The following is a 23,798-nucleotide window of genomic DNA, read 5'->3' on the forward strand; positions in this document are numbered from 1 at the left end:
ACCCGCTTCGGCGGGTTTTTTTTCGCCTGAATGCAGGAGCCGCCGAAGGCTGCGATCTTTTGATCCTGCTTTTGAAAGCCAAGTCAAAAAGATCACAGCCTGGGCGAATGTCACCCCGTCACGAAGCAATCAACTGCCGCAACACATAATGCAGAATCCCCCCGGATTTGAAGTACTCGACCTCATTCAGCGTATCAATGCGGCACAAGACTTCGATTCTTTCCTGACGCCCATCCTCCCGAGTGATAACCAGCGGCAGGTTCATCCGCGGCCTTAGCTCGACGCCGGTCAATCCCAGAATCTCGAACGACTCTTTGCCGGTCAGATTGAGGCTCTTGCGGTTTTGATCAAGCTTGAACTGCAACGGCAGCACACCCATGCCGACCAGATTCGAGCGGTGAATACGTTCGAAACTCTCCGCAATCACCGCTTTGACGCCCAGCAGATTGGTGCCTTTCGCCGCCCAGTCACGGCTCGACCCGGTGCCGTACTCCTGACCGGCAATCACCACCAACGGCGTCCCCGAAGCCTGATATTTCATCGCTGCGTCATAGATCGCCATTTTTTCCCCGGTGGGGATGTAAATGGTGTTCCCGCCTTCCTCGCCGCCAAGCATCTCGTTGCGAATACGGATGTTGGCAAACGTGCCGCGCATCATCACTTCATGATTGCCGCGACGGGAACCGTAGGAGTTGAAGTCGCGCGGCTCGACGCCTTTTTCCTGCAGGTATCGCCCGGCCGGGCTGTCGATCTTGATGTTGCCGGCGGGGGAGATATGGTCGGTGGTCACTGAATCGCCGAGCAAAGCCAAGACTCGCGCACCTTTGACGTCGTTCACTTCCGGCAGAGGGCCGGAAATGTCGTCGAAGAAAGGTGGATGCTGAATGTAGGTCGAATCGTCCTGCCACACGTAAGTCGCCGCTTGCGGCACCTCGATGGCTTGCCATTGTTCGTCGCCGGCAAACACTTCGGCGTATTCCTTGTGGAACATCGCCGTGTTGACCTGATTCACCGCTTCGGCGATTTCCCGGCTGCTCGGCCAGATATCGCGCAGGTACACCGGATTGCCCTGCTGATCCTCGCCCAGCGGTTCGCTGCTGATATCGGTGCGCACGCTGCCAGCCAGTGCGTAGGCGACGACCAGCGGAGGCGAGGCCAGCCAGTTGGTTTTCACCAGTGGGTGTACGCGACCTTCGAAGTTGCGGTTGCCGGACAAGACCGACGCGACGGTCAGATCGGCTTTCTGAATGGCTTTCTCGATCGGCTCCGGCAGTGGCCCGGAGTTGCCGATGCAGGTGGTGCAACCGTAGCCGACCAACGAAAACCCGAGCTGATCAAGGTACTGAGTCAGCCCGGCAGCTTTGTAGTAGTCGGTGACCACTTTCGAGCCGGGGGCCAGTGAGCTTTTGACCCAAGGCTTGCGTGTCAGGCCTTTTTCGACGGCTTTTTTCGCCAGCAGTCCAGCAGCCATCATTACGCTCGGGTTGGAAGTGTTGGTGCAGGAAGTGATCGCGGCGATGACCACGGCACCGTTTTTCAGGCGATAGGTCTTGCCCTCGTATTCGTAGTCCGCTTCGCCCACCAGATCGGCGTTGCCCACCGCCACGCCGCCACCGCCCTCGCTTTCCAGGCGTCCTTCTTCCTTGCTGGTGGGTTTGAATTGCAGGTCGATGAAATCACTGAAGGCCTGCGCGACGTTCGGCAGGGAGACGCGATCCTGCGGACGTTTCGGTCCGGCCAGGCTTGCCTCCACGCTGCCCATGTCCAAGGCCAGGCTGTCGGTGAACACCGGCTCCTGACCCGGCAGACGCCACAGGCCTTGAGCCTTGGTGTAGGCCTCGACCAGCTTCACCACTTCCGGCGGCCGGCCGGACAAGCGCAGGTATTCCAGCGTGACATCGTCGACCGGGAAGAAACCGCACGTCGCACCGTATTCCGGAGCCATGTTGGCGATGGTCGCGCGGTCTGCCAACGGCAGGTCGGCGAGGCCGTCGCCATAGAATTCGACGAATTTGCCGACCACGCCTTTTTTGCGCAGCATCTGCGTTACGGTCAGCACCAGATCGGTGGCGGTGATTCCTTCCTTGAGCTTGCCGGTGAGTTTGAAGCCGATCACTTCTGGAATCAGCATCGACACCGGTTGCCCGAGCATCGCCGCTTCCGCTTCGATCCCGCCAACGCCCCAGCCGAGCACGCCGAGACCGTTGATCATGGTGGTGTGGGAGTCGGTGCCGACCAGGGTGTCGGGGAAGGCGTAGGTGCGGCCATCCTCGTCTTTGGTCCAAACGGTGCGGCCGAGGTACTCAAGGTTGACCTGGTGGCAGATGCCGGTACCCGGCGGGACCACGCTGAAGTTATCGAACGCACTCTGGCCCCAGCGCAGGAAGGCATAGCGCTCGCCGTTGCGTTGCATTTCGATGTCGACGTTCTGTTCAAACGCACTGGCGCTGGCAAACTTGTCGACCATCACCGAGTGGTCGATCACCAGGTCCACCGGCGACAACGGATTGATCCGCTGCGGATCGCCGCCGGCCTTGGCCATTGCCGCACGCATGGCGGCGAGATCGACCACGGCGGGGACGCCGGTAAAGTCCTGCATCAATACACGGGCAGGGCGGTACTGGATTTCGCGATCGGAGCGGCGCTCCTTGAGCCAGGCGGCGATGGCTTTGAGGTCAGCGCCGGTGACGGTTTTTTCGTCTTCCCAGCGCAGCAGATTTTCCAGCAGGACCTTCAATGACATCGGCAGCTTGTCGAGATCGCCCAGGCTTTTGGCGGCTTCCGGCAGGCTGAAATAGTGGTAGGTCGTGGCGTCGATTTGTAGGGTTTTCAGTGACTTCAGACTATCGAGGGACGGCATTACGATCACTCCTTTGAGTCCGCACGGCTACGGACTGAGGGGACGGGCAGAGCATTAAACCTAGCCCTGTTTTGAGTAGCTGGCTAATAACTGGACTCTATCGGCGCAACCATGGTTCCGACTTCAGCTATCATGCGCCGGTTTTCGTGACAGGCATTGCGGCAACGCAAGGCTTGAGCATCGCGCAGCGGCCGAATGATCGACCGCTGCCCAGGAGTAAGAATGAACACCCTATTCATGCATTGCCGGCCCGGCTTCGAAGGCGAAGTCTGTTCGGAGATTTCCGATCTCGCCGCCCGTCTCAATGTCGCCGGTTACGCCAAAGCCAAAACCGCCACGGCCTGCGCCGAGTTTGTCTGCACCGAAGCCGACGGCGCCGAACGCCTGATGCGCGGTCAGCGTTTCGCCGAATTGATCTTCCCTCGGCAGTGGGCGCGCGGCTTTTTCATCGATCTGCCGGAAAACGATCGCATCAGCGTAATCCTCGCGCACATGGCCGATTTCCCGGTGTTTGGCAGTCTGTGGCTGGAAGTGGTCGATACCAATGACGGCAAGGAACTGTCGAATTTCTGCAAAAAGTTCGAAGGCCCGCTGCGCAAGGCGCTGACCGCCGCTGGCAAACTGGTGGAAGACGCCAGCAAGCCGCGTTTGTTGCTGACCTTCAAAAGTGGTCGCGAAGTGTTTCTCGGCATGGCCGATGCCGGCAATTCGGCGATGTGGCCGATGGGCATCCCGCGCCTGAAGTTTCCTCGCGAGGCACCCAGCCGTTCGACCTTGAAGCTGGAGGAGGCGTGGCACCACTTCATTCCACGTGATCAGTGGGAAGACCGCCTGCACAGCGACATGACCGGCGTTGACCTCGGCGCCGCGCCGGGCGGCTGGACCTGGCAACTGGTCAACCGTGGCATGCTGGTGACGGCTATCGACAACGGCCCGATGGCTGAAAGCCTGATGGAAACCGGGCTGGTCCAGCATCTGATGGCAGACGGTTTCACCTTCAAGCCGAAGCAGCCGGTGGACTGGATGGTTTGCGACATCGTCGAGAAACCTGCGCGCAACGCGGCGATGCTGGAAGAGTGGATCGGCGAAGGACATTGCCGCGAAGCAGTGGTCAACCTGAAGCTGCCGATGAAGCAGCGTTATGCCGAAGTGAAACGTCTGCTCGAGCGCATTGCCGATGGATTCAAGGCGCGTGGGATCAAGGTTGATATCGGCTGCAAGCAGCTGTATCACGACCGCGAGGAAGTGACTTGCCATTTGCGCCGGCATGACACCAGGAAAACCAAATCGCGCTGACACAACACTGAACCTGTGGGAGCGAGCCTGCTCGCGAAAGCGGTGGGGCTGACGGATTGCCTTCGCGAGCAGGCTCGCTCCCACATGGGTTGGACGATATCCCAAGCAATGCGCGACAATGCCGGCCAGTTTCTGGAGTGAACCATGAGTGAAATGATCGATACCCCGGTCGACGGCACCCTCGACGCCACCGGCCTCAATTGCCCGGAGCCGGTGATGATGTTGCACCAGCACATTCGCGATCTGGTACCCGGCGGCCTGCTCAAGGTGATCGCCACCGATCCCTCGACCAAGCGCGATATCCCCAAGTTCTGCGTGTTTCTTGACCATGAACTGGTCAGCCAGCATGAAGAGGCCGGCACCTATCTGTACTGGATTCGCAAGAAGTCCTGACTCAGGGCAAAAAAAGACCTGCAAATGCAGGTCTTTTTTTATGGGTGATCAACCCGCCGAACGACTGATTCGAATCCGCTTGCGCGCACTGCGTGTCAGACGAATCGACAGCATCAACGCTGCGCAGCTCAAGCCTACGATCAAACCCTGCCACAAACCGCTCGGACCGCGTGGCTCGCCGAGCCAATCGGTCAGGCCCAGCGCATAACCGACCGGCAAACCAATCCCCCAGTAGGCGAACAGGGTCAGGATCATCGTCACCCGAGTATCCTGATAACCACGCAGTGCGCCTGCCGCAGTCACCTGGATCGCATCGGAAAACTGGAACAGCGCTGAATAGACAATCAGCATCGCCGCAATGTGAATCACCGTTGGATCAGCGGTATAGATCGCCGCAATCGGCTCGCGTAGCGCCAGCATCAGGCTCGCCGACAGGCAGGCGTAGGCCAGCGCCGTGCCCATGCCGACTCCAGCGGCAAAACGCGCCTCACGCGGTTCCTCGCGGCCCAGCGCCTGGCCGACACGCACGGTAACCGCCATGCCCAGCGAGTACGGGATCATGAACACCAGCGAGCTGACGTTCAGCGCGATCTGATGCCCGGCCACCACCGTCGCGCCGAGGCTGCCGATCAGCAGGGCGATCACGGCAAAAATGCTCGACTCGGCAAACACCGCGATGCCGATCGGCAAACCAATCGACAGCAGACGTTTGATCACCGTCCACTGCGGCCAGTCGAAACGGCTGAACAGTTCGCTTGAGCGATAGGCTGGTGCCCAGCGTTCGTACCCGGCCAGGCCCAGCGCCATCACCCACATCACGATTGCCGTGGCCCAGCCGCAGCCGACGCCGCCCATGGCCGGCACGCCGAAGTGGCCGTAGATGAAGATGTAGTTCAGCGGGATGTTCAGCGCCAGACCACACAGGCCCAGCACCATGGCCGGGCGGGTGCGGCCGATGCCGTCGCTGGTGCAGCGCAGCACGTGATAGAAGGCCACCGCCGGCAAGCCGCTGGCGATGCCGTGCAGATATTGCATGCACGGGCTGATCAGCTCCGGATCGACTTTCATCAGATGTAGCACCGGCTCGGCAGCGATCAGCATCGAGGTGGCGATCAATCCGACTACCAATGCCAGCCATAACGCCTGACGCACAATCGGGCCAATTTCGCTGTGCTTGCCGGCGCCGAAACGCTGGGCGACTTTTGGTGTCGTGGCCAGCAGGGTGCCGGTCATCAACAGAAACACCGGGACCCAGATCGAGTTGCCCAGTGCCACTGCCGCCAGGTCCTTGGGCCCGACGCGCCCGGCCATCACCGCATCGACGAAGCCCATCGCCGTGGTCGCCAGTTGCGCGATGATGATCGGCAGGGCGAGGGCGAGCAGGTTTTTCAACTCCAGGCGAATCCGCGCAGGGCGGCTCAGCGAGACGGCGACAGGTTGGTCAGTTACAGGGTTCACAGGCAAAGCGTCCAGAAAGTATCGATGCGCAGAGCGGCGCATTCTACGCCGCTGACGCCTCGGTCAGGAAAAATCCTCTGTTGCGTATTTGTAAGCGCAAACCCTGCTGGCTGATCGACGCGTCAGCACCTAAACTGCCGATCCGCCCAAGGAGCCCGCCATGCTGATTGTTGCCGACGAAAATATCCCGCTGCTCGATGCCTTTTTTGCCGGTTTCGGTGACATCCGCCGAGTGCCGGGCCGCTCCATTGACCGCGCGACGGTCGAGCACGCCGATGTGTTGCTGGTGCGTTCGGTGACCAACGTCAATCGCGCGCTGCTTGATGGCAGCAAGGTGCGCTTTGTCGGCACCTGCACCATCGGCACCGATCATCTGGATCTCGATTACTTCAACGAGGCCGGGATCTGCTGGTCGAGCGCGCCGGGGTGTAATGCCCGTGGGGTGGTCGATTACGTACTGGGCAGTCTGATGACGCTGGCCGAAATCGAAGGGGCTGATCTGACGCAGCGTACTTACGGCGTTGTCGGCGCCGGTGAAGTGGGGGGGCGCTTGATCAAGGTCCTGAAGGGCCTGGGCTGGAACGTCAAGGTTTGCGACCCGCCACGTCAGGCTGCCGAGGGCGGCGATTATGTCAGCCTTGAGCAGATCATCGAACAGTGCGACGTGATCAGTCTGCATACGCCTTTGACCCGCAGCGGCGACTCTGCAACCTGGCACCTGTTCGATCAACAGCGTTTGCAGCAACTCAAGCAGGGTGCATGGTTGATCAACGCGGCGCGCGGCCCTGTGGTGGATAACGTTGCGCTACGTGAGGTGCTGCTGGAGCGCGAGGACCTGCAAGCGGTGCTCGACGTCTGGGAGAAGGAACCGGAAGTCGACCCTGCGCTGGCCGAGCTCTGCGTTTTGGCCACGCCCCATATTGCCGGTTACAGCCTCGACGGCAAGCAACGCGGGACCGCGCAGATCTATCAGGCCTACTGCGCTTTCAGCGGCCAACCTGCAGCTATCGCGCTCAGCGATCTGCTGCCAGCAACCTGGTTGTCGGAAGTTTCCCTGCACGGTGACAGCGATCCGGCGTGGGCGTTGGCGATGTTGTGCCGGGGCGTGTACGACCCGCGCCGCGATGATGCGGATTTCCGCCGCAGTCTGGTGGGAAATGTCGCTGAGCAGCGTGCGGCGTTTGACGTGTTGCGCAAGCAATATCCGGTGCGACGCGAGATCGAAGGGCTGAAGGTGCGAATTGAAGGTGATGCGCCGGGGTTGCGGCAGATTGTAGAGGCGCTGGGGGCAACCCGTGTCCTGTAGGAGCTGTCGAGTGAAACGAGGCTGCGATCTCTTGATCTTGCTTTTTGAAGATCAAAAGATCGCAGCCTTCGGCAGCTCCTACACGATTCGCAGCTAAATTACAGATATAAAAAACCCGGCCAATCAGGGCCGGGTCGGGAAGACGGTGGCTACATCACTCTTGTTCGGCAGGCTTGACCAATCGCTTCTCCAGTTCGCGGCAAGCGTCCTGGATCATGTCTTCAGTGATCGGTACTTCGCGGCCCTGCTCATCGATAATCGAGCAACCCAGAGACTGACCGGGTTTGGTGCGCATCACTTCAATCTTGTCTTCGCTGCTGTGTTGCAAGGACATGGCCTGTCTCCTCATCAGGTTGTGTGCCTAAGTTAAAACCGCCACGTGACCAGGCTGTGACAACTCCCTGCGGTCTGTCGGCGGGCGGCATCTCTACTCAAACAGAAATGACCGCTCGTCTCAACCGCAACCTTAGACCAATCGTTTCTAGCATCCGGACATCCCGGGCATATTTAACCTGACTCATTGTGATTTACAGAGTTCCACCCCATCTGAGTCTGTAGGCTGGCCCGATCCATCTGCGCAGACGTGAACTCCATGATCTCCATGCTTTCTTCCCGACACCGGCGCGCCCTGCGCCTGACCAGTCATTTTCTCCTGCCGTACCGCTGGCATGCCTTCGGCGCTCTACTCGCGCTGATCGTCACCGCCGGCATTACCCTGTCGATGGGGCAGGGCATCAAGTTGTTGGTAGACCAGGGTTTCATGACCCGTTCGCCGCATCTGCTCAATCAGTCCATCGGCATTTTCATGTTGCTGGTGCTCGGGCTGGCGCTGGGCACCTTTGCCCGTTTCTATCTGGTGTCGTGGATAGGCGAGCGCGTGGTCGCCGACATTCGCCGTCAGGTGTTCAATCACCTGGTGTATCTGCATCCGGGCTTTTATGAGGACAACCGCAGCTCGGAAATCCAGTCGCGCCTGACCGCTGACACCACCTTGCTGCAATCGGTGATCGGTTCGTCGCTCTCGCTGTTCCTGCGCAATCTGCTGATGGTGATCGGCGGTGTAGTGCTGCTGTTCATCACCAATCCGAAGTTGACCAGCATTGTCGTGATTGCACTGCCGCTGGTGATCGCGCCGATCCTGATTTTCGGCCGCCGCGTGCGCAATCTCTCGCGCCAGAGCCAGGACCGTATCGCCGACATTGGCAGCTATGTGTCGGAAACCCTCGGCCAGATCAAAACCGTGCAAGCCTACAACCACCAGGTTCAGGACGAGCAGCGTTTCGCTTCGACCGTCGAGCAGGCGTTCGAAACCGCGCGCAAACGGATTTTCCAGCGAGCGTGGTTAATTACTTTGGTGATCGTGCTGGTGCTTGGCGCAGTGGCGGTGATGTTGTGGGTCGGCGGCATGGACGTAATGGCCGGGCGTATCTCGGCCGGCGAGCTGGCGGCATTCGTTTTCTACAGCCTGATTGTCGGCAGCGCGTTCGGCACGCTGAGCGAAGTGATCGGCGAACTGCAACGCGCTGCGGGTGCCGCTGAACGCATCGCGGAATTGCTGCGCTCGGAAAACATCATCCAGCCACCGTCGACCGGACTGGTCACTCTGCCAGCGCGAGTCAAAGGAGAACTTGAACTGCGCGACGTGCGTTTTTCCTACCCGTCGCGTCCGCAAAGCTACGCCGTTGATGGCTTGAGTCTGACGGTGAGGGCGGGCGAAACCCTGGCATTGGTGGGGCCGTCGGGCGCGGGCAAGTCCACGGTCTACGACTTGTTACTGCGCTTCTACGATCCGCGCGAGGGCCGGATTCTCCTCGATGGCGTGCCGCTGACCAGCCTTGACCCGCTGGATCTGCGCCGCTGTTTCGCCCTGGTCTCGCAAACTCCTGCGTTGTTCTTCGGCAGTGTGGAGGACAACATTCGCTACGGCTGCCCGACGGCCACGCTTGAACAGGTCGAGGAAGCTGCGCGAATTGCCCACGCCCACGACTTCATCGAACAAATGCCGGACGGCTATCAAACTCATCTGGGAGATGGCGGCCTCGGGTTGTCCGGCGGTCAGCGCCAACGTCTGGCCATCGCCCGCGCCTTGCTGGTAGACGCGCCGATCCTGCTCCTGGACGAAGCCACCAGTGCCCTCGACGCCCAGAGCGAGCATCTGATCCAGCAGGCCCTGCCAACGCTGATGGAAAACCGCACCACGTTGGTCATCGCGCACCGACTGGCCACGGTGAAGAACGCTGACCGGATTGCAGTGATGGATCAAGGCAAGCTGGTAGCGGTGGGGACACATCAGGAGTTGATCGCCAGCAATCCACTGTACGCGCGGCTGGCGGCGTTGCAGTTTAATGATGGTTATGAGGCGACTAAACAGAACTGATGCATGGCGCCAACATCGGGCATCATTACGAACTGCATGATTTCAGGATGAGGATATGAGTCGTTATCAGCCGCCGCTGACCTTGACTGCACGAATGATTACGCTGATCGCCGAAATCAGCGAACAGATAGGTCAGCTCTTGGCTGTGGACGATAGTCCGCAGACGCCTCAGCTGCGTCGAAGCAATCGAATCCGTACGATTCAGGCTTCGCTGGCTATCGAAAACAATACATTGAGTGTTGGACAGGTCACTGCGGTCATTGCCGGGCGTCGAGTCCTGGGGTTGCCCAAGGAGATACAGGAAGTTCACAACGCTTTTGCGGCGTATGAGTCGATGCCCACCTGGAATCCGGGGAGCAAGCCTGATCTGTTGCGAGCCCATGAGTTATTGATGCACGGTTTGATCAAGGATAGTGGGCAATTACGCCGTACGGGCGTTGGCATCTATCGAGGCAATCAGTTGGTGCATATGGCGCCGCCCCCGAGCCGGATTGCGGATCTGGTCGATGACCTCTTGGCATGGCTTGGCTCATCTGATTGGCATCCGTTGATCATCAGTTGTGTCTTCCATTACGAATTCGAGTTTATTCATCCTTTCGCGGATGGAAATGGGAGGATGGGGCGTCTCTGGCAAACTCTGATTCTCAGCCAGTGGCGACCGGTGCTTGCCTACTTGCCAGTTGAGGCGGTTATCCGGGATCAACAGGACGCCTATTACGCTGCGCTCTCGACGGCGGACCGGATGGCAGAATCGACGCCGTTTGTTGAATTCATGCTCCACGCGTTGAGTCTTGCACTGCGCGAAGCCGTCGAAAGCGAGTCTGTGACCGACCCAGTAACCGACCCAGTAACCGACCCAGTAAAGAGGCTTTTGCTAACGTTGCAAAACCGGGCGCTGAAAACCAGTGAGCTAATGGGCGAATTGGGTCTTACACATAGGGCGACATTTAGATCCAACTACCTTAAACCGGCACTGGCAGCGGGATTGGTCGAAATGACGGATCCTCAAAGTCCGAACAGTCCCGTTCAGAAATACCTGCTCACAGAAGAGGGCAAGCTCAAGGTCGTGCAGGCGAAAAGATAGATCTGCTGCGCTAAAAAAATGCCCGTATTGCAGTGCGGGCATTTTTGTTGAGCCAGATCAAAAGATCGCTGTCTTCGGTGGCTTCTACGTAACCGGCATTACCCGTTACTGATCATCAAAATACCGCTCATGCCAATCCACCAGCGGTTGCGGCGAGTTGAGTTTTTGCCCGTAGATCACCGAGTAGGACAACACGTTCTGCACGTATTGACGGGTTTCGTCGAACGGGATGCTTTCCACCCAGACGTCGAAACTCAGGTGATCAGCGCCGCGCAGCCACTGACGCACGCGGCCCGGCCCGGCGTTGTAAGCGGCGGAGGCGAGCACGCGGTTGCCGTTGAACTGGCTGTGCACCTGGCTGAGGTAAGCGGCGCCGAGCTGAATGTTCTTGTCCGGATCGAGCACTTGCTGCGGTGAGGCCAGTGGGATGCTGAACTTGCGCGCGGTTTCCTTGGCCGTGCCGGGCATCAATTGCATCAGGCCGCTGGCGCCGACGCCGGAGCGCGCGTCGTCCATGAAGGCGCTTTCCTGCCGGGTGATGGCGAACACCCAGCTCGAATGCAGGCCGCGCACCTTGGCCTCACGCACGAGGGTATCGCGGTGCGCCATCGGGAAGCGGATGTCCAGATCGTCCCAGTATTGCGCCTGACTGATGGTGCGAATCGCCGGGAAGTACCATTTCAGGTCGTAGGCCAGTTTGGCCTGGGCGACCATTTCATCGCGGTTGAAATGACGGCTGACGTGATACCACTCGCGACGCCCATCGACGATCTGCCCGCGTGCATGAAACTCCAGCGCGCGACGTACGCCGGGGGTGTTGCGGACCTTGTTGATCAGCGCCTGGCTGAGCACCAGCGGTTTGTTGTTCAGCGAGTAAGGCGATTGTGAACGGTCTGCGGCGAGGAAGCCGTAGAAGTCTCGTTCCCGCGCCAGATTCTTGTACAGGGTCAGCGCTTGCGGGTTTTGTGGCTCGGCCAGTTCCAGGCTGCGCGCCTGCCAGTAGCGCCAACGGTTGGTGGTGGCCAGGTCTTGCGGCAGACGTTTGGTCAGCTCATAGGCATCATTCCAGCGTGCCAGACGCAAGAGCAGGCGCAGGCGCCATTCCGAGACGGTGTTGTCGCGCAGCTCCGGATCGTATTTGGTCATGACATCCAGCGCGCGGCTGTCGAAGCGGCGCGCAAGGGTCAGGCCGATCTCGCGAGCAATCGCGACTTTCTCATCACGAGAGAAATGCATGCTGCTGGCGTAACCGTCGAGCAAAGCCATGGCCTTGTCCGGATCCTGCCGAGCGAGGCGGCGCAGGCCGAGGCTGACGACGTCTGACATCGGCTCGTCGGCCGGGGTGAAGCGCGACGGCTGGTTGAGCAGTTCGGGTTTCTGCGCCACGTCGACCAGCAAGCGACCGCGCGGGGCGAGGGTGGTGAGGCCGTTGATCAGGCTGTTGGCCAGCGGATAGTTGCGGGCCTGCGCGGCAAGTTTGGTGCGCTCCCAGCGTTTCTGCTCGGTAAGCTGGCCGTCGGCAGCCCAGATGCCGAACAGCGCGTCACAGGCGGCCGGTTGCGATTTGCCGGTCAGCCAGAGTTTTTCCGCACTGGCATACCCTTCGGCTTTCTTGTCGTGGCTGATCTGGTACTGCGCGTTGAGGCAGTCCAGTTCTGTGAAATTCAGCTTCGGATCGTAATACTTGACGAAGGTCGCCCAGTCGCCACGGTCGGCGAGCCAGCGCAACCAGCGCAGCTTCATCCAGTTGGCTTGCGGCAGGTCACCGTGTTCGGCGAGGAATTTCTCGATTTCCGCGTTGCTCGCCGTCTTCAGGCGGGCGGTCAGTTCGTCGTAGGCCAGATACGGCTCCAGCGGATAATCGGCCAGCGCCTGGCTGTAACGGAAATACGGGCCGGTATCACCCTTGGCCAAGGCGCGCTTGGCTTCATCGTAATACTGGCGTTGGGTGGACAGGTCCACCGCCTGGACGGATTGAGCGGCAGCGGCGGTAAGAAACAAGCAGGACAAAACACTGAAAAGGCGACTGCGCATGAGACATCCGGGCAGAGAAATCATGACAAGTGCCGATCGAAATCCGCACTGAATTGACTGTAGCTTAGCCTTTTGCCAGCAAGCGGCGAAAGCTTTGCGAGCCTCGCTGCACAAGTTCGCAACAAATGTTGTGCAGAGTGCTTCGACAGACAAATTGCCGGCCTGCTGAAGCCTCAAGTCAGGTAGAATGCGCGCCCGGTTTTTGGAGAAGCTCATGACCCTGCTCAAATTCAGCGATGTGTCCCTTGCGTTCGGCGCTATGCCGTTGTTGGACAAGGTGTCCTGGCAGATCGCCCGTGGTGAGCGGGTGTGCATCATCGGCCGCAATGGCACTGGCAAGTCCAGCATGATGAAACTGGTCAAGGGCGACCAGAAGCCCGATGACGGCTCGGTGTGGCGTGCCCCCGGTCTGAAAATCGGCGAATTGCCGCAAGAATTGCCGGTTGCCGACGATCGGACGGTATTCGACGTGGTGGCTGAAGGCCTCGACGGTGTTGGCGCCTTGCTCGCCGAATACCATCACCTGAGCCAGAACATCGTCACCGACGCCGATCTGGACAAGCTGATGCACGTTCAGCACGACCTTGAAGCCCGTGACGGCTGGCGCTTGCAGACGCTGGTCGACAGCACCCTGAGCCGCCTGCAACTGCCGGCCGACAAGACCCTCGCCGAACTCTCCGGCGGCTGGCGTCGCCGCGTGCTGCTGGCGCAGGCGCTGGTGTCCGAACCGGATCTGCTGCTGCTCGACGAACCGACCAACCACCTGGACATCGGTGCGATTGCCTGGCTCGAAGAGGCGCTGAAAGACTTCCAGGGCGCCGTGCTGTTCATCACGCACGACCGTTCCTTCCTGCAAAACCTCGCCACGCGCATCCTCGAACTGGATCGCGGCGGCCTGATCGACTGGAACGGCGACTACGCCAGTTTCCTCGTGCACAAAGAAGCCGCGCTGGCCGCTGAAGAAACCGCCAACGCGCTGTTCGACAAGCGTCTGGCTCAGGAAGAGGTGTGGATCCGTCAGGGCATCAAGGCCCGCCGCACTCGTAACGAAGGTCGTGTGCGCGCTCTGAAAGCCCTGCGCGTTGAGCGCAGTGAGCGTCGCGAGCGTACCGGCAAGGCCAACATCCAGCTGGAAACCGCGGACAAATCCGGCAAGCAGGTGATGGTGCTCGAGAACGTGAGCTTCGCGCACCCGGGCGGGCCGTTCCTGATCAAGGATTTCTCCATGGTCCTGCAGCGCGGCGACCGTATCGGTCTGCTCGGCGCCAACGGTACCGGCAAGACCACCCTGTTGAAACTGATGCTCAGCGGTCTGCAACCGACCAGCGGTAAAGTGGAAGAGGGCACCCGGATTGACGTCGCCTACTTTGACCAGTTGCGCCATCAGCTGGATCTGGAAAAAACCGTGATCGACAACGTCGCCGAAGGTCGCGACTTCATCGACATCGACGGGCAGAGCCGCCATGTGCTGAGCTATCTCGGCGACTTCCTGTTCAGCCCGCAGCGTGCACGCACGCCGGTCAAGGCGTTGTCCGGTGGCGAGCGTGCGCGTCTGTTGCTGGCGAAGCTGTTCAGCAAACCGGCGAACCTGCTGGTACTCGACGAACCGACCAACGACCTCGATGTGGAAACCCTCGAGCTGCTCGAAGAAGTGCTGCTGACCTTCAACGGCACCGTGCTGATGGTCAGCCACGACCGGGCATTCCTCGATAACGTGGTGACCAGCACCCTGGTCTTCGAAGGTGAAGGCAAGGTTCGTGAATATGTCGGCGGCTATCAGGACTGGATCCGTCAGGGCGGCTCGCCGCGTCTGTTGGGCGTGACTGAAAGCAAGTCGGGCAAGGCTGACCTGAACTCGGCGGTGGTTACCGCTGAGCCGGCTCCGGTGGCTGCGCCTGCCGCTGCCGCTCCGGTTGCCAAGAAGAAACTGAGCTACAAGCTGCAGCGTGAGCTGGAAGCCTTGCCGGGCGACATCGACGCCAAGGAGCAGCAGATCGCCGCGGTTGAGGCGGAAATGGCTGAAGCCGGTTTCTACCAGCGTCCGCCGGCGGAAACGGCCAAAGTGATTGCTTCGCTGGAGCAATTGCAGGCCGAGCTGGATGCGTTGGTGGAGCGTTGGGCCGAGCTGGATGCCTGATTGCTGCTGATGTGAAAAAGCCCGGCGCTCAGTGATGAGCGCCGGGCTTTTCATATGTAACGCGATCTGCAGACTGGAACAGGTCACCTGTGGGAGCGAGCCTGCTCGCGAAAGCGGTGTGTCAGGCAGCACTCATATTGAATGTGCCGACGTATTCGCGAGCAGGCTCGCTCCCACAAAGAGCAAGACAGATCAACGTTTGACCAGGTGCACCGCCAGTACATCGCAAGGTGCGCCGTGCAGCACGTCATTCGCGGTCGAGCCGAGCAGCAGTGCCAAGCCATGACGGCCATGGCTTCCGACCACGATCAGATCGCACGCTTGTTCCTTGGCGAAATGATGGATTTCCTGGCGTGGCTGGCCGTAGGTCAGATGGCAATTGGCGCCTTCGAGCTCGGGGTATTTCGATTTGAGTTTTTCAAGACGCTCCTTGGCCTGATCGAACTGCTGTTGTTGCAGTTGTGACAGGTCCATCGGCACGTCGCCACCGAAGGCCATGGCCATTGGTTCTACGATATGCACCAGCGACAACTTGGCAGCGTTGCTCACCGACAGCTCGCGGGCGCGGTGGATCACAGGGTCGCACTCTTCGGTCAAATCTACGGCGACCAGTATGTGGTGGTAGGGCATGAGGTGCTCCTCCTGAGGGTTCGATATTGGTAAGTATGGCTGGTTTCAAGCGCATTGGTTCGCAAGTGACACAATGGGCTCATCAAAAATCGGGAGTACAGATATGACGGTCTGGCTGGTGGTGTCAATCCTGCTGGTAGTTTTAAGTCCACTGGCATGGTTGCGCCCATCGCGCACGCAGAGCGGGCGCATGGCCTTGCGCATGGAGGCGCGACGCATCGGCCTGGCGATGCAGCTGGCGCCGCAGGAGTGGCCGCACTGGCTGCTGCCGGAGCCGCCGAATCCCTGCGCCCAGTACCACCGACCCCGACGTGGCAGTCAACCGGCGTGCTGGACCTATTGGCAGAAAACCCCGGGCGTGTGGGTCAATCAATGGCAAGAAGTCTGCGATGACCGGACCCTGCTCGATTATTTCGAAAAATTGCCGGGGAATGTTTTCAAGATCGAAGCGGACAAGCAGATGATCGCCTTGTACTGGGGCGAGAAGGGCGAGGCGACGGTTCTGCAGGATATCGACACGACGCTGAAAGCGCTGGCGTGAAACGGCGACTTTTCTCACTGCAACGGTGTGGAAGGTCTGGCAGACGAGTAATAAAAAGCCCGACATGATTCGTCGGGCGGGTTGGCCAGGCAGGCCGGTAATCTTTTTTTGCGGCAGGCGCTTCGATCGCCCCGGCAAATTTCCTCGCAGTCCCCCCAGCGTAGCCTTCTGAACAGGGCTCGGCGGAAATTAGGGCGACTTTTCTAACTATTGATTCTATGAATGGCTCAACATCGAGACGGGTGTTGCTGCTCATCATGGTGCAGAAATGACTGCAAAGTCGCATTTCAGCCCGAATTTAGGGCGATTGACAATTGTCAGAAATTCCGTGAAGGTGACGTACCCGAATCAAACGGGCGTATGAATTGAGCGTTTGTCTTACAGACTGCTCCTACAGAATCCCGACTATCGCGTTGGCGGGTGTGCCAGGCGGACGGTGTCAGTATCGACGAGCAAAGCGTCCTTCTGAGCCATAAGCCTGCGTCCGACGTGTACTGTTCAGCTTCCATATCGTGGAGATCAGTTGATGATTTACGAAGGTAAAGCCATCACGGTTAAAGCTCTTGAAAGTGGCATCGTCGAATTGAAATTCGACCTCAAGGGTGAGTCCGTCAACAAGTTCAACCGTCTAACCCTGAACGAACTGCGTCAGGCCGTAGACACCATCAAGGCAGATGCTTCGATCAAGGGCGTGATCGTCAGCAGCGGCAAGGACGTGTTCATCGTCGGCGCCGACATCACCGAATTTGTCGACAACTTCAAGCTGCCGGATGCCGAGCTGGTTGCTGGCAATCTCGAAGCCAACAAGATCTTCAGCGATTTCGAAGACCTCAACGTGCCAACCGTCGCGGCCATCAACGGCATCGCCCTCGGTGGCGGTCTGGAAATGTGCCTGGCGGCTGACTATCGCGTCATGTCCACCAAGGCCAAGATTGGTCTGCCGGAAGTCAAACTGGGCATCTACCCGGGCTTCGGCGGTACCGTGCGTCTGCCACGCCTGATCGGTGTCGACAACGCCATCGAGTGGATTGCCGCCGGCAAGGAAAACCGCCCGGAAGACGCGCTGAAAGTCAGCGCCGTCGACGCCGTAGTCGCCCCTGAAAAATTGCAGGAAGCTGCCCTCGAGCTGATCAAGCGCGCCATCTCCGGCGAGTTCGATTACAAGGCCAAGCGTCAACCGAAACTTGAAAAACTCAAGTTGAACGCCATTGAGCAAATGATGGCTTTCGAAACCGCCAAAGGTTTCGTGGCTGGCCAGGCCGGCCCGAACTACCCGGCGCCGGTTGAGGCGATCAAGACCATCCAGAAAGCCGCGAACTTCGGTCGCGACAAAGCGCTGGAAGTGGAAGCCGCAGGCTTCGTCAAACTGGCCAAGACCTCTGCTGCGCAGAGCCTGATCGGCCTGTTCCTGAACGATCAGGAACTGAAGAAAAAGGCCAAGGCCTACGACGAAATCGCCAAAGACGTGAAGCAGGCTGCCGTACTGGGCGCCGGCATCATGGGTGGCGGTATCGCCTATCAGTCGGCCTCCAAAGGCACGCCGATCCTGATGAAGGACATCAACGAGCACGGTATCGAGCAGGGTCTGGCCGAAGCCGCCAAGCTGCTGGTCGGCCGCGTTGACAAGGGTCGCATGACCGCTGCGAAGATGGCTGAAGTGCTCAACGGCATTCGTCCGACCCTGTCGTACGGCGACTTCGGTCACGTCGATCTGGTCGTCGAAGCTGTGGTCGAGAACCCGAAGGTCAAGCAAGCGGTGCTGGCTGAAGTCGAAGACAAGGTCAAAGAGGACACTATCCTGGCGTCCAACACCTCGACCATTTCCATCAGCCTGCTGGCCAAGGCGCTCAAGCGTCCGGAAAACTTTGTCGGCATGCACTTCTTCAACCCAGTGCACATGATGCCGCTGGTGGAAGTGATCCGTGGCGAGAAGTCCAGCGAACTGGCGATCGCTACCACCGTTGCCTATGCGAAGAAAATGGGCAAGAACCCGATCGTGGTCAATGACTGCCCCGGCTTCCTGGTCAACCGCGTGCTGTTCCCGTACTTCGGCGGTTTCGCCAAGCTAGTCAGCGCCGGTGTCGACTTCGTCCGCATCGACAAAGTCATGGAAAAATTCGGCTGGCCGATGGGTCCTGCGTACCTGATGGACGTGGTCGGCATCGACACCGGTCACCACGGTCGCGACGTCATGGCTGAAGGTTTCCCGGATCGCATGAAGGATGACCGTCGTTCGGCCATCGACGTGCTGTACGAAGCCAAACGCCTGGGCCAGAAGAACGGCAAGGGCTTCTACGCCTACGAGGCCGACAAGAAAGGCAAGCAGAAGAAAGTCGCCGATCCGTCGGTACTCGAAGTGCTCAAGCCGATCGTTTACGAGCAGCGCGAAGTCACTGACGAAGACATCATCAACTGGATGATGATCCCGCTGTGCCTGGAAACCGTGCGTTGCCTGGAAGACGGCATCGTTGAAACCGCCGCCGAAGCCGACATGGGTCTGGTCTACGGTATCGGTTTCCCTCCATTCCGTGGCGGTGCGCTGCGCTACATCGATTCGATCGGTGTTGCCGAGTTCGTTGCCCTGGCTGACCAGTACGCTGATTTGGGCGCGCTGTACCACCCGACCGCGAAGCTGCGCGAAATGGCCAAAAACGGCCAGAGCTTCTTCGGTTAAGCGCCCCCAACTAGAGTGAGAGTGAACTTATGAGCTTGAATCCTAGAGACGTCGTGATTGTCGACTTCGGTCGTACTCCGATGGGCCGCTCCAAGGGCGGCATGCACCGCAACACCCGCGCCGAAGATATGTCGGCGCACCTGATCAGCAAACTGCTGGAACGCAACAGCAAGGTCGACCCGGCGGAAGTCGAGGACGTGATCTGGGGCTGCGTCAACCAGACCCTGGAGCAGGGCTGGAACATCGCGCGCATGGCGTCGCTGATGACCCAGATCCCGCACACCTCGGCCGGCCAGACCGTCAGCCGTCTGTGTGGCTCCTCGATGAGCGCGCTGCACACTGCTGCGCAAGCGATCATGACCGGCAACGGTGACGTGTTCGTGGTCGGCGGCGTCGAGCACATGGGCCACGTAAGCATGATGCATGGTGTCGATCCGAACCCGCACATGTCGCTGTACGCGGCGAAAGCCTCGGGCATGATGGGCCTGACCGCTGAAATGCTTGGCAAGATGCACGGCATCACTCGTGAGCAACAGGATGCCTTTGGCGTGCGTTCCCACCAGTTGGCCCACAAGGCAACCGTGGAAGGCAAGTTCAAGGACGAAATCATCCCGATGCAGGGTTACGACGAGAACGGTTTCCTGAAACTGTACGACTACGACGAAACCATTCGTCCGGAAACCACCCTGGAAAGTCTGGCGGCGCTCAAGCCGGCATTCAATCCGAAAGGCGGCACCGTGACTGCCGGTACTTCGTCGCAGATCACCGATGGTGCTTCGTGCATGATCGTGATGTCGGCGCAGCGTGCACAGGACCTGGGTATCCAGCCGATGGCGGTGATCCGTTCGATGGCAGTAGCGGGTGTGGACCCGGCGATCATGGGCTATGGTCCAGTGCCGGCGACACAAAAAGCCCTGAAGCGTGCGGGCCTTGGCATTAACGATATCGACTTCTTCGAGCTCAACGAAGCTTTCGCCGCACAGGCCTTGCCAGTGCTGAAAGATCTGAAAGTGCTCGACAAGATGAACGAGAAGGTTAACCTGCACGGCGGCGCGATCGCCCTGGGTCACCCGTTCGGTTGCTCCGGTGCACGTATTTCCGGCACCCTGTTGAACGTGATGAAGCAGAATAGCGGCACCTTCGGGGTGGCCACTATGTGCATTGGTCTCGGCCAAGGCATCTCCACCGTCTTCGAACGCGTTTAAGCGTCTCGTCGATGGAAGCCGGGGCCCAGTGCCCCGGTTTTTGTTTTGGGTTTTTTATTTATTTTTGAAAAGATTTCAGTGAGGGCCGAAGCATGCCGATACAACCTGGGCTCTACCAACATTACAAAGGTCCGCAATACCGTGTATTCAGTATTGCGCGGCATTCCGAAACCGAAGAAGAAGTGGTCTTTTACCAAGCCCTGTATGGCGATTACGGTTTTTGGGTGCGCCCGCTGAGCATGTTCGTCGAGTCGGTCGAGGTTGACGGCGAGCAGGTGCCGCGCTTTGCTTTGGTGCAAGCCGAACCGAGCCTTTTTGACAAGGCATGAGGCGGCTGCGCAGACAACCCTGCGCTTGACCTCACCTTGTATCAACTATATATAGCGGTGCCGCGTCAGGCGCCAACCGCCTTTCACTTCTAGAATTCAGGAATTTTCTGATCCATGGGCAAATCGCTGGTCATTGTGGAATCCCCGGCTAAGGCCAAGACCATCAACAAGTATCTGGGTAACCAATACGTGGTGAAGTCGAGTATCGGCCATATCCGAGACCTGCCCACCAGCGGTTCGGCTAGCGCCAGCAAAGAGCCAGCCGCCAAGCGCGGCAAGGCTGCTGCGGGCGAAGGTCCGGTGCTCTCGCCGAAAGAGAAAGCGCGCAAGCAGCTGGTCTCGCGCATGGGCGTCGATCCGGAACACGGCTGGAAAGCCCAGTACGAGATCCTCCCGGGCAAAGAAAAGGTCATCGAAGAGCTGCGCCGGCTCGCCAAGGATGCTGACACCATCTATCTCGCAACCGACTTGGATCGCGAGGGGGAAGCCATTGCCTGGCACCTGCGCGAAGCCATCGGTGGTGATGACAGCCGTTACAAGCGTGTGGTGTTCAACGAAATCACCAAGAAGGCGATTCAGGAAGCCTTCTCCGAGCCGGGCGAGCTGGACATTGATCGTGTCAACGCCCAGCAGGCGCGTCGTTTCCTCGACCGCGTCGTCGGCTACATGGTATCGCCGCTGCTGTGGGCCAAGATCGCCCGTGGTCTGTCTGCCGGGCGCGTGCAATCGGTTGCTGTGAAACTGGTGGTCGAGCGTGAGCGCGAAATCCGTGCGTTCAATCCCGAAGAATACTGGGAAGTGCATGCCGATCTCGGCACCACCAAAGGCTCGACCGTGCGTTTCGAAGTGGCTCGCGAAAAAGGCGAAGCCTTCAAGCCGCTGAACGAAGCCCAGGCCATGGCTGCGCTGGAGAAGCTCAAGTCCTCCAGCTACAGCATCGTCAAGCGCGAAGACAAACCGACCAGCAGCAAGCCGTCGGCGCCGTTCATCACGTCGACCTTGCAGCAGGCTGCGAGCAACCGCCTTGGTTTCGGCGTGAAGAAAACCATGATGATGGCCCAGCGTCTGTACGAAGCCGGCTACATCACTTACATGCGTACCGACTCGACCAATCTCTCGGCCGACGCCGTGGCGATGGCGCGCACTTACATCGAAGACGAGTTCGGCAAGAAGTACCTGCCGGAAACGCCGAACGTCTACAGCAGCAAGGAAGGCGCGCAAGAGGCTCACGAAGCGATTCGTCCGTCCGACGCCAACACTACGCCAAGCAAGCTGGCGGGCATGGAGCGTGATGCCGAGCGTCTGTACGAGCTGATCTGGCGCCAATTCCTCGCCTGCCAGATGCTGCCGGCGCAGTACCTGTCGACCACCGTCAGCGTCGGCGCTGGCGACTTCGAGCTGCGCGCCAAGGGCCGTATCCTCAAGTTCGACGGTTACACCCGGGTGATGCCGCAGATTGCCAAGCCTGGCGATGATGACGTGCTGCCTGACATGGCCCAGGGCGATGTGATGAAGCTGATCAAGCTCGATCCGTCGCAGCATTTCACCAAACCACCGGCGCGTTACTCCGAGGCCAGTCTGGTCAAGGAGATGGAAAAGCGCGGCATCGGTCGTCCTTCGACCTACGCTGCGATCATTTCGACCATTCAGGATCGCGGTTATGTGACCCTGCACAACCGTCGTTTCTACTCGGAAAAGATGGGCGACATCGTCACCGAGCGTCTGTCCGAGAGCTTCTCCAATCTCATGGACTACGGCTTCACCGCCGGCATGGAAGAGAACCTCGATGACGTGGCGCAGGGCGAGCGCGACTGGAAAAATGTGCTGGACGAGTTCTACGGCGACTTCAAGAAGAAGCTCGAAGTAGCGGAAAACCCGGACAGCGGCATGCGCGCCAACCAGCCGGTCATGACTGACATTCCGTGCACCACCTGCGGTCGTCCGATGCAGATTCGTACCGCATCGACTGGCGTGTTCCTCGGCTGCTCGGGCTACAGCCTGCCGCCGAAAGAACGCTGCAAGGCTACCGTCAACCTGGTGCCGGGCGATGAAATCGCCGCAGACGACGAGGGCGAATCGGAATCGCTGGTACTGCGTGGCAAGCATCGCTGCCCGATCTGCAGCACGGCGATGGACGCCTACCTGCTGGACGAAAAGCGCAAGCTGCACATCTGCGGCAACAACCCGGATTGCGCCGGTTACGAAATTGAAGAAGGCAGCTATCGCATCAAGGGCTATGAAGGTCCGAGTCTGGAATGCGATAAGTGCGGCAGTGAGATGCAGCTCAAGACCGGCCGTTTCGGCAAGTTCTTCGGTTGCACCAACCCGGAGTGCAAGAACACCCGCAAGCTGCTGAAGAGCGGTGACGCGGCGCCGCCGAAGATGGATCCGGTGAAGATGCCTGAGCTGAAATGCGAAAAGGTCAACGACACCTATATCCTGCGCGATGGTGCGTCCGGTCTGTTCCTGGCCGCCAGTCAGTTCCCGAAAAACCGCGAGACCCGCGCTCCGTTGGTGATCGAGATTCTGCCGCACAAGGACGAGATCGATCCGAAGTACCACTTCCTGTGCGAGGCTCCGCAAAAGGATCCTGACGGTCTGCCAGCGGTCATCCGCTACAGCCGCAAGACCAAGGAGCAATACGTACAGACCGAGGTCGACGGCAAGCCGACAGGCTGGAAAGCGTATTACGACGGTGGCAAGTGGACTGTTGAAGACAAGCGCAGCGCAAAGGCCAAGGCTGAGTAAGCGCTAGTCTGAACAGCAAAAAGGCCGCATGAACCCTTCGGGGTTTCATGCGGCCTTTTTGTTTTTTGCTTGCGCTGGCATTGGTTGATCCATGACACTGCCGGGCCTGTGTGAAGCAATTATTTCGTTGTGGAGGCTGCCGTCATGGCCCACGAACTCTATACCCGCACCAACCAGAAGATCTATTTCGCCGGCCTGTCACTCGAAGCTCTGGCGCGTGCTGAAGAGGGGCGGGCGATGAATTCTCTGGCGCTGATCCAGGCCGGGCGTGAGTCGGCGCTGTTTCACCTCTACGGCGCACTGCTGGGCTTGTGTCATGAGATCGCTGGCTTTTATCGTCTGCCGCAGGCCAATTCGCCGAGGGCGGAGGAGTTGCTGAGGCGCGAAGTGCTGGAATCGATAGCGATCCCGGAGCTGGCGGAAATGGTCGAGCTGGCCGGTAATCCGGAAACCTGGCTGGCGAAACTGCTGGCGGCGCACGCAGCACTGTTTCAGCCACCGAGGGCGCCACGCAAGCCGAAAGGCGATGTGACGCAGCCGCTGATTCAAGCGATTAATCTTGATGAAGAAGAGGCGCCAGAAGAGCTCAGTCGAGATGAGCTGGAGAGCTGGCGGCAGAACCTCAAGGGCCTGGCCCTGCGTTTCCGGGAAGGCTTGAACGAGTGCTGAGGTAGTTTGGCGCAGTGGCAATCTGAAACATGCTGCTGGTCAAGATCCTGAGCGAAG

Annotated in this window: 17 protein-coding genes; 12 read left to right on the forward strand and 5 right to left on the reverse strand. The window is 59.5% G+C overall.

Annotated elements, in window-relative coordinates; genetic code table 11:
- Window positions 1-118: 118 nt before the first annotated feature.
- Window positions 119-2,860 (reverse strand): aconitate hydratase AcnA, encoded by a 2,742-nt coding sequence (gene acnA, locus JWU58_RS09355; protein ID WP_206421815.1) that lies wholly within the window; start codon window positions 2,858-2,860, stop codon window positions 119-121.
- A gap of 222 nt (window positions 2,861-3,082) precedes the next feature.
- Here acnA and rlmM point away from each other — a divergent pair, with 222 nt between their 5' ends.
- Both rlmM and tusA read left to right on the forward strand, forming a co-directional pair.
- Complete coding sequence (gene rlmM / locus JWU58_RS09360; RefSeq protein ID WP_041477361.1) at window positions 3,083-4,156, forward strand: 23S rRNA (cytidine(2498)-2'-O)-methyltransferase RlmM; 1,074 nt, start codon at window positions 3,083-3,085, stop codon at window positions 4,154-4,156.
- A gap of 144 nt (window positions 4,157-4,300) precedes the next feature.
- Window positions 4,301-4,549, forward strand: coding sequence for a sulfurtransferase TusA (tusA, locus tag JWU58_RS09365; RefSeq protein ID WP_016775503.1), 249 nt, complete (start codon window positions 4,301-4,303; stop codon window positions 4,547-4,549).
- Window positions 4,550-4,597: 48 nt separating this feature from the next.
- Here the strand turns inward: tusA and JWU58_RS09370 are convergent, their stop codons facing one another.
- Complete coding sequence (locus JWU58_RS09370; RefSeq protein WP_123442355.1) at window positions 4,598-6,007, reverse strand: MATE family efflux transporter; 1,410 nt, start codon at window positions 6,005-6,007, stop codon at window positions 4,598-4,600.
- Window positions 6,008-6,167: 160 nt separating this feature from the next.
- Between JWU58_RS09370 and pdxB the strand changes: the two genes are divergently transcribed.
- Window positions 6,168-7,313, forward strand: a complete 1,146-nt coding sequence (gene pdxB, locus JWU58_RS09375; protein ID WP_206421816.1) for a 4-phosphoerythronate dehydrogenase PdxB — start codon at window positions 6,168-6,170, stop codon at window positions 7,311-7,313.
- Between the two features lie 154 nt (window positions 7,314-7,467).
- On the opposite strand, the gene JWU58_RS09380 is transcribed toward pdxB, so the two are convergent.
- Window positions 7,468-7,647 carry a PA1571 family protein gene (locus JWU58_RS09380; RefSeq protein ID WP_016775501.1) on the reverse strand — a complete coding sequence of 60 codons (180 nt, stop codon included), beginning with the start codon at window positions 7,645-7,647 and terminating at the stop codon, window positions 7,468-7,470.
- Window positions 7,648-7,905: 258 nt separating this feature from the next.
- Between JWU58_RS09380 and JWU58_RS09385 the strand changes: the two genes are divergently transcribed.
- Complete coding sequence (locus JWU58_RS09385; protein WP_206421817.1) at window positions 7,906-9,690, forward strand: ABC transporter transmembrane domain-containing protein; 1,785 nt, start codon at window positions 7,906-7,908, stop codon at window positions 9,688-9,690.
- A gap of 55 nt (window positions 9,691-9,745) precedes the next feature.
- Window positions 9,746-10,774 (forward strand): Fic family protein, encoded by a 1,029-nt coding sequence (locus JWU58_RS09390; RefSeq protein ID WP_206421818.1) that lies wholly within the window; start codon window positions 9,746-9,748, stop codon window positions 10,772-10,774.
- A gap of 105 nt (window positions 10,775-10,879) precedes the next feature.
- Here JWU58_RS09390 and JWU58_RS09395 read toward each other — a convergent pair whose 3' ends face one another.
- Window positions 10,880-12,808 carry a transglycosylase SLT domain-containing protein gene (locus JWU58_RS09395; RefSeq protein ID WP_071173063.1) on the reverse strand — a complete coding sequence of 643 codons (1,929 nt, stop codon included), beginning with the start codon at window positions 12,806-12,808 and terminating at the stop codon, window positions 10,880-10,882.
- Between the two features lie 214 nt (window positions 12,809-13,022).
- Here JWU58_RS09395 and JWU58_RS09400 point away from each other — a divergent pair, with 214 nt between their 5' ends.
- Entirely contained in the window at window positions 13,023-14,945 is a 1,923-nt protein-coding gene (locus JWU58_RS09400) for an ATP-binding cassette domain-containing protein (protein WP_039760799.1), read from the forward strand.
- A gap of 192 nt (window positions 14,946-15,137) precedes the next feature.
- Here JWU58_RS09400 and JWU58_RS09405 read toward each other — a convergent pair whose 3' ends face one another.
- Window positions 15,138-15,575, reverse strand: coding sequence for a universal stress protein (locus JWU58_RS09405; RefSeq protein WP_016775498.1), 438 nt, complete (start codon window positions 15,573-15,575; stop codon window positions 15,138-15,140).
- A gap of 103 nt (window positions 15,576-15,678) precedes the next feature.
- On the opposite strand from JWU58_RS09405, the gene JWU58_RS09410 reads away from it, so the two are divergent.
- The 6 genes from JWU58_RS09410 (at window position 15,679) to JWU58_RS09435 (ending at window position 23,741) form a co-directional block, all read left to right on the forward strand.
- Window positions 15,679-16,116, forward strand: coding sequence for a hypothetical protein (locus JWU58_RS09410; protein ID WP_122699491.1), 438 nt, complete (start codon window positions 15,679-15,681; stop codon window positions 16,114-16,116).
- A gap of 526 nt (window positions 16,117-16,642) precedes the next feature.
- Entirely contained in the window at window positions 16,643-18,790 is a 2,148-nt protein-coding gene (fadB, locus tag JWU58_RS09415; protein ID WP_024013640.1) for a fatty acid oxidation complex subunit alpha FadB, read from the forward strand.
- A 29-nt stretch (window positions 18,791-18,819) separates the two neighbouring features.
- Window positions 18,820-19,995, forward strand: coding sequence for an acetyl-CoA C-acyltransferase FadA (gene fadA, locus JWU58_RS09420; RefSeq protein ID WP_016775495.1), 1,176 nt, complete (start codon window positions 18,820-18,822; stop codon window positions 19,993-19,995).
- Window positions 19,996-20,087: 92 nt separating this feature from the next.
- On the forward strand, window positions 20,088-20,324 hold the full coding sequence (locus JWU58_RS09425) for a DUF1653 domain-containing protein (RefSeq protein WP_125918335.1): 237 nt from the start codon (window positions 20,088-20,090) through the stop codon (window positions 20,322-20,324).
- 114 nt (window positions 20,325-20,438) lie between these two features.
- Complete coding sequence (topA, locus tag JWU58_RS09430) at window positions 20,439-23,072, forward strand: type I DNA topoisomerase (protein WP_041477349.1); 2,634 nt, start codon at window positions 20,439-20,441, stop codon at window positions 23,070-23,072.
- Window positions 23,073-23,216: 144 nt separating this feature from the next.
- Complete coding sequence (locus JWU58_RS09435) at window positions 23,217-23,741, forward strand: DUF6586 family protein (protein WP_095182364.1); 525 nt, start codon at window positions 23,217-23,219, stop codon at window positions 23,739-23,741.
- The last annotated feature ends 57 nt before the right edge of the window (window positions 23,742-23,798 follow it).

It is taken from the genome of Pseudomonas atacamensis, assembly GCF_017167965.1.
Lineage (GTDB): Bacteria > Pseudomonadota > Gammaproteobacteria > Pseudomonadales > Pseudomonadaceae > Aquipseudomonas > Aquipseudomonas atacamensis.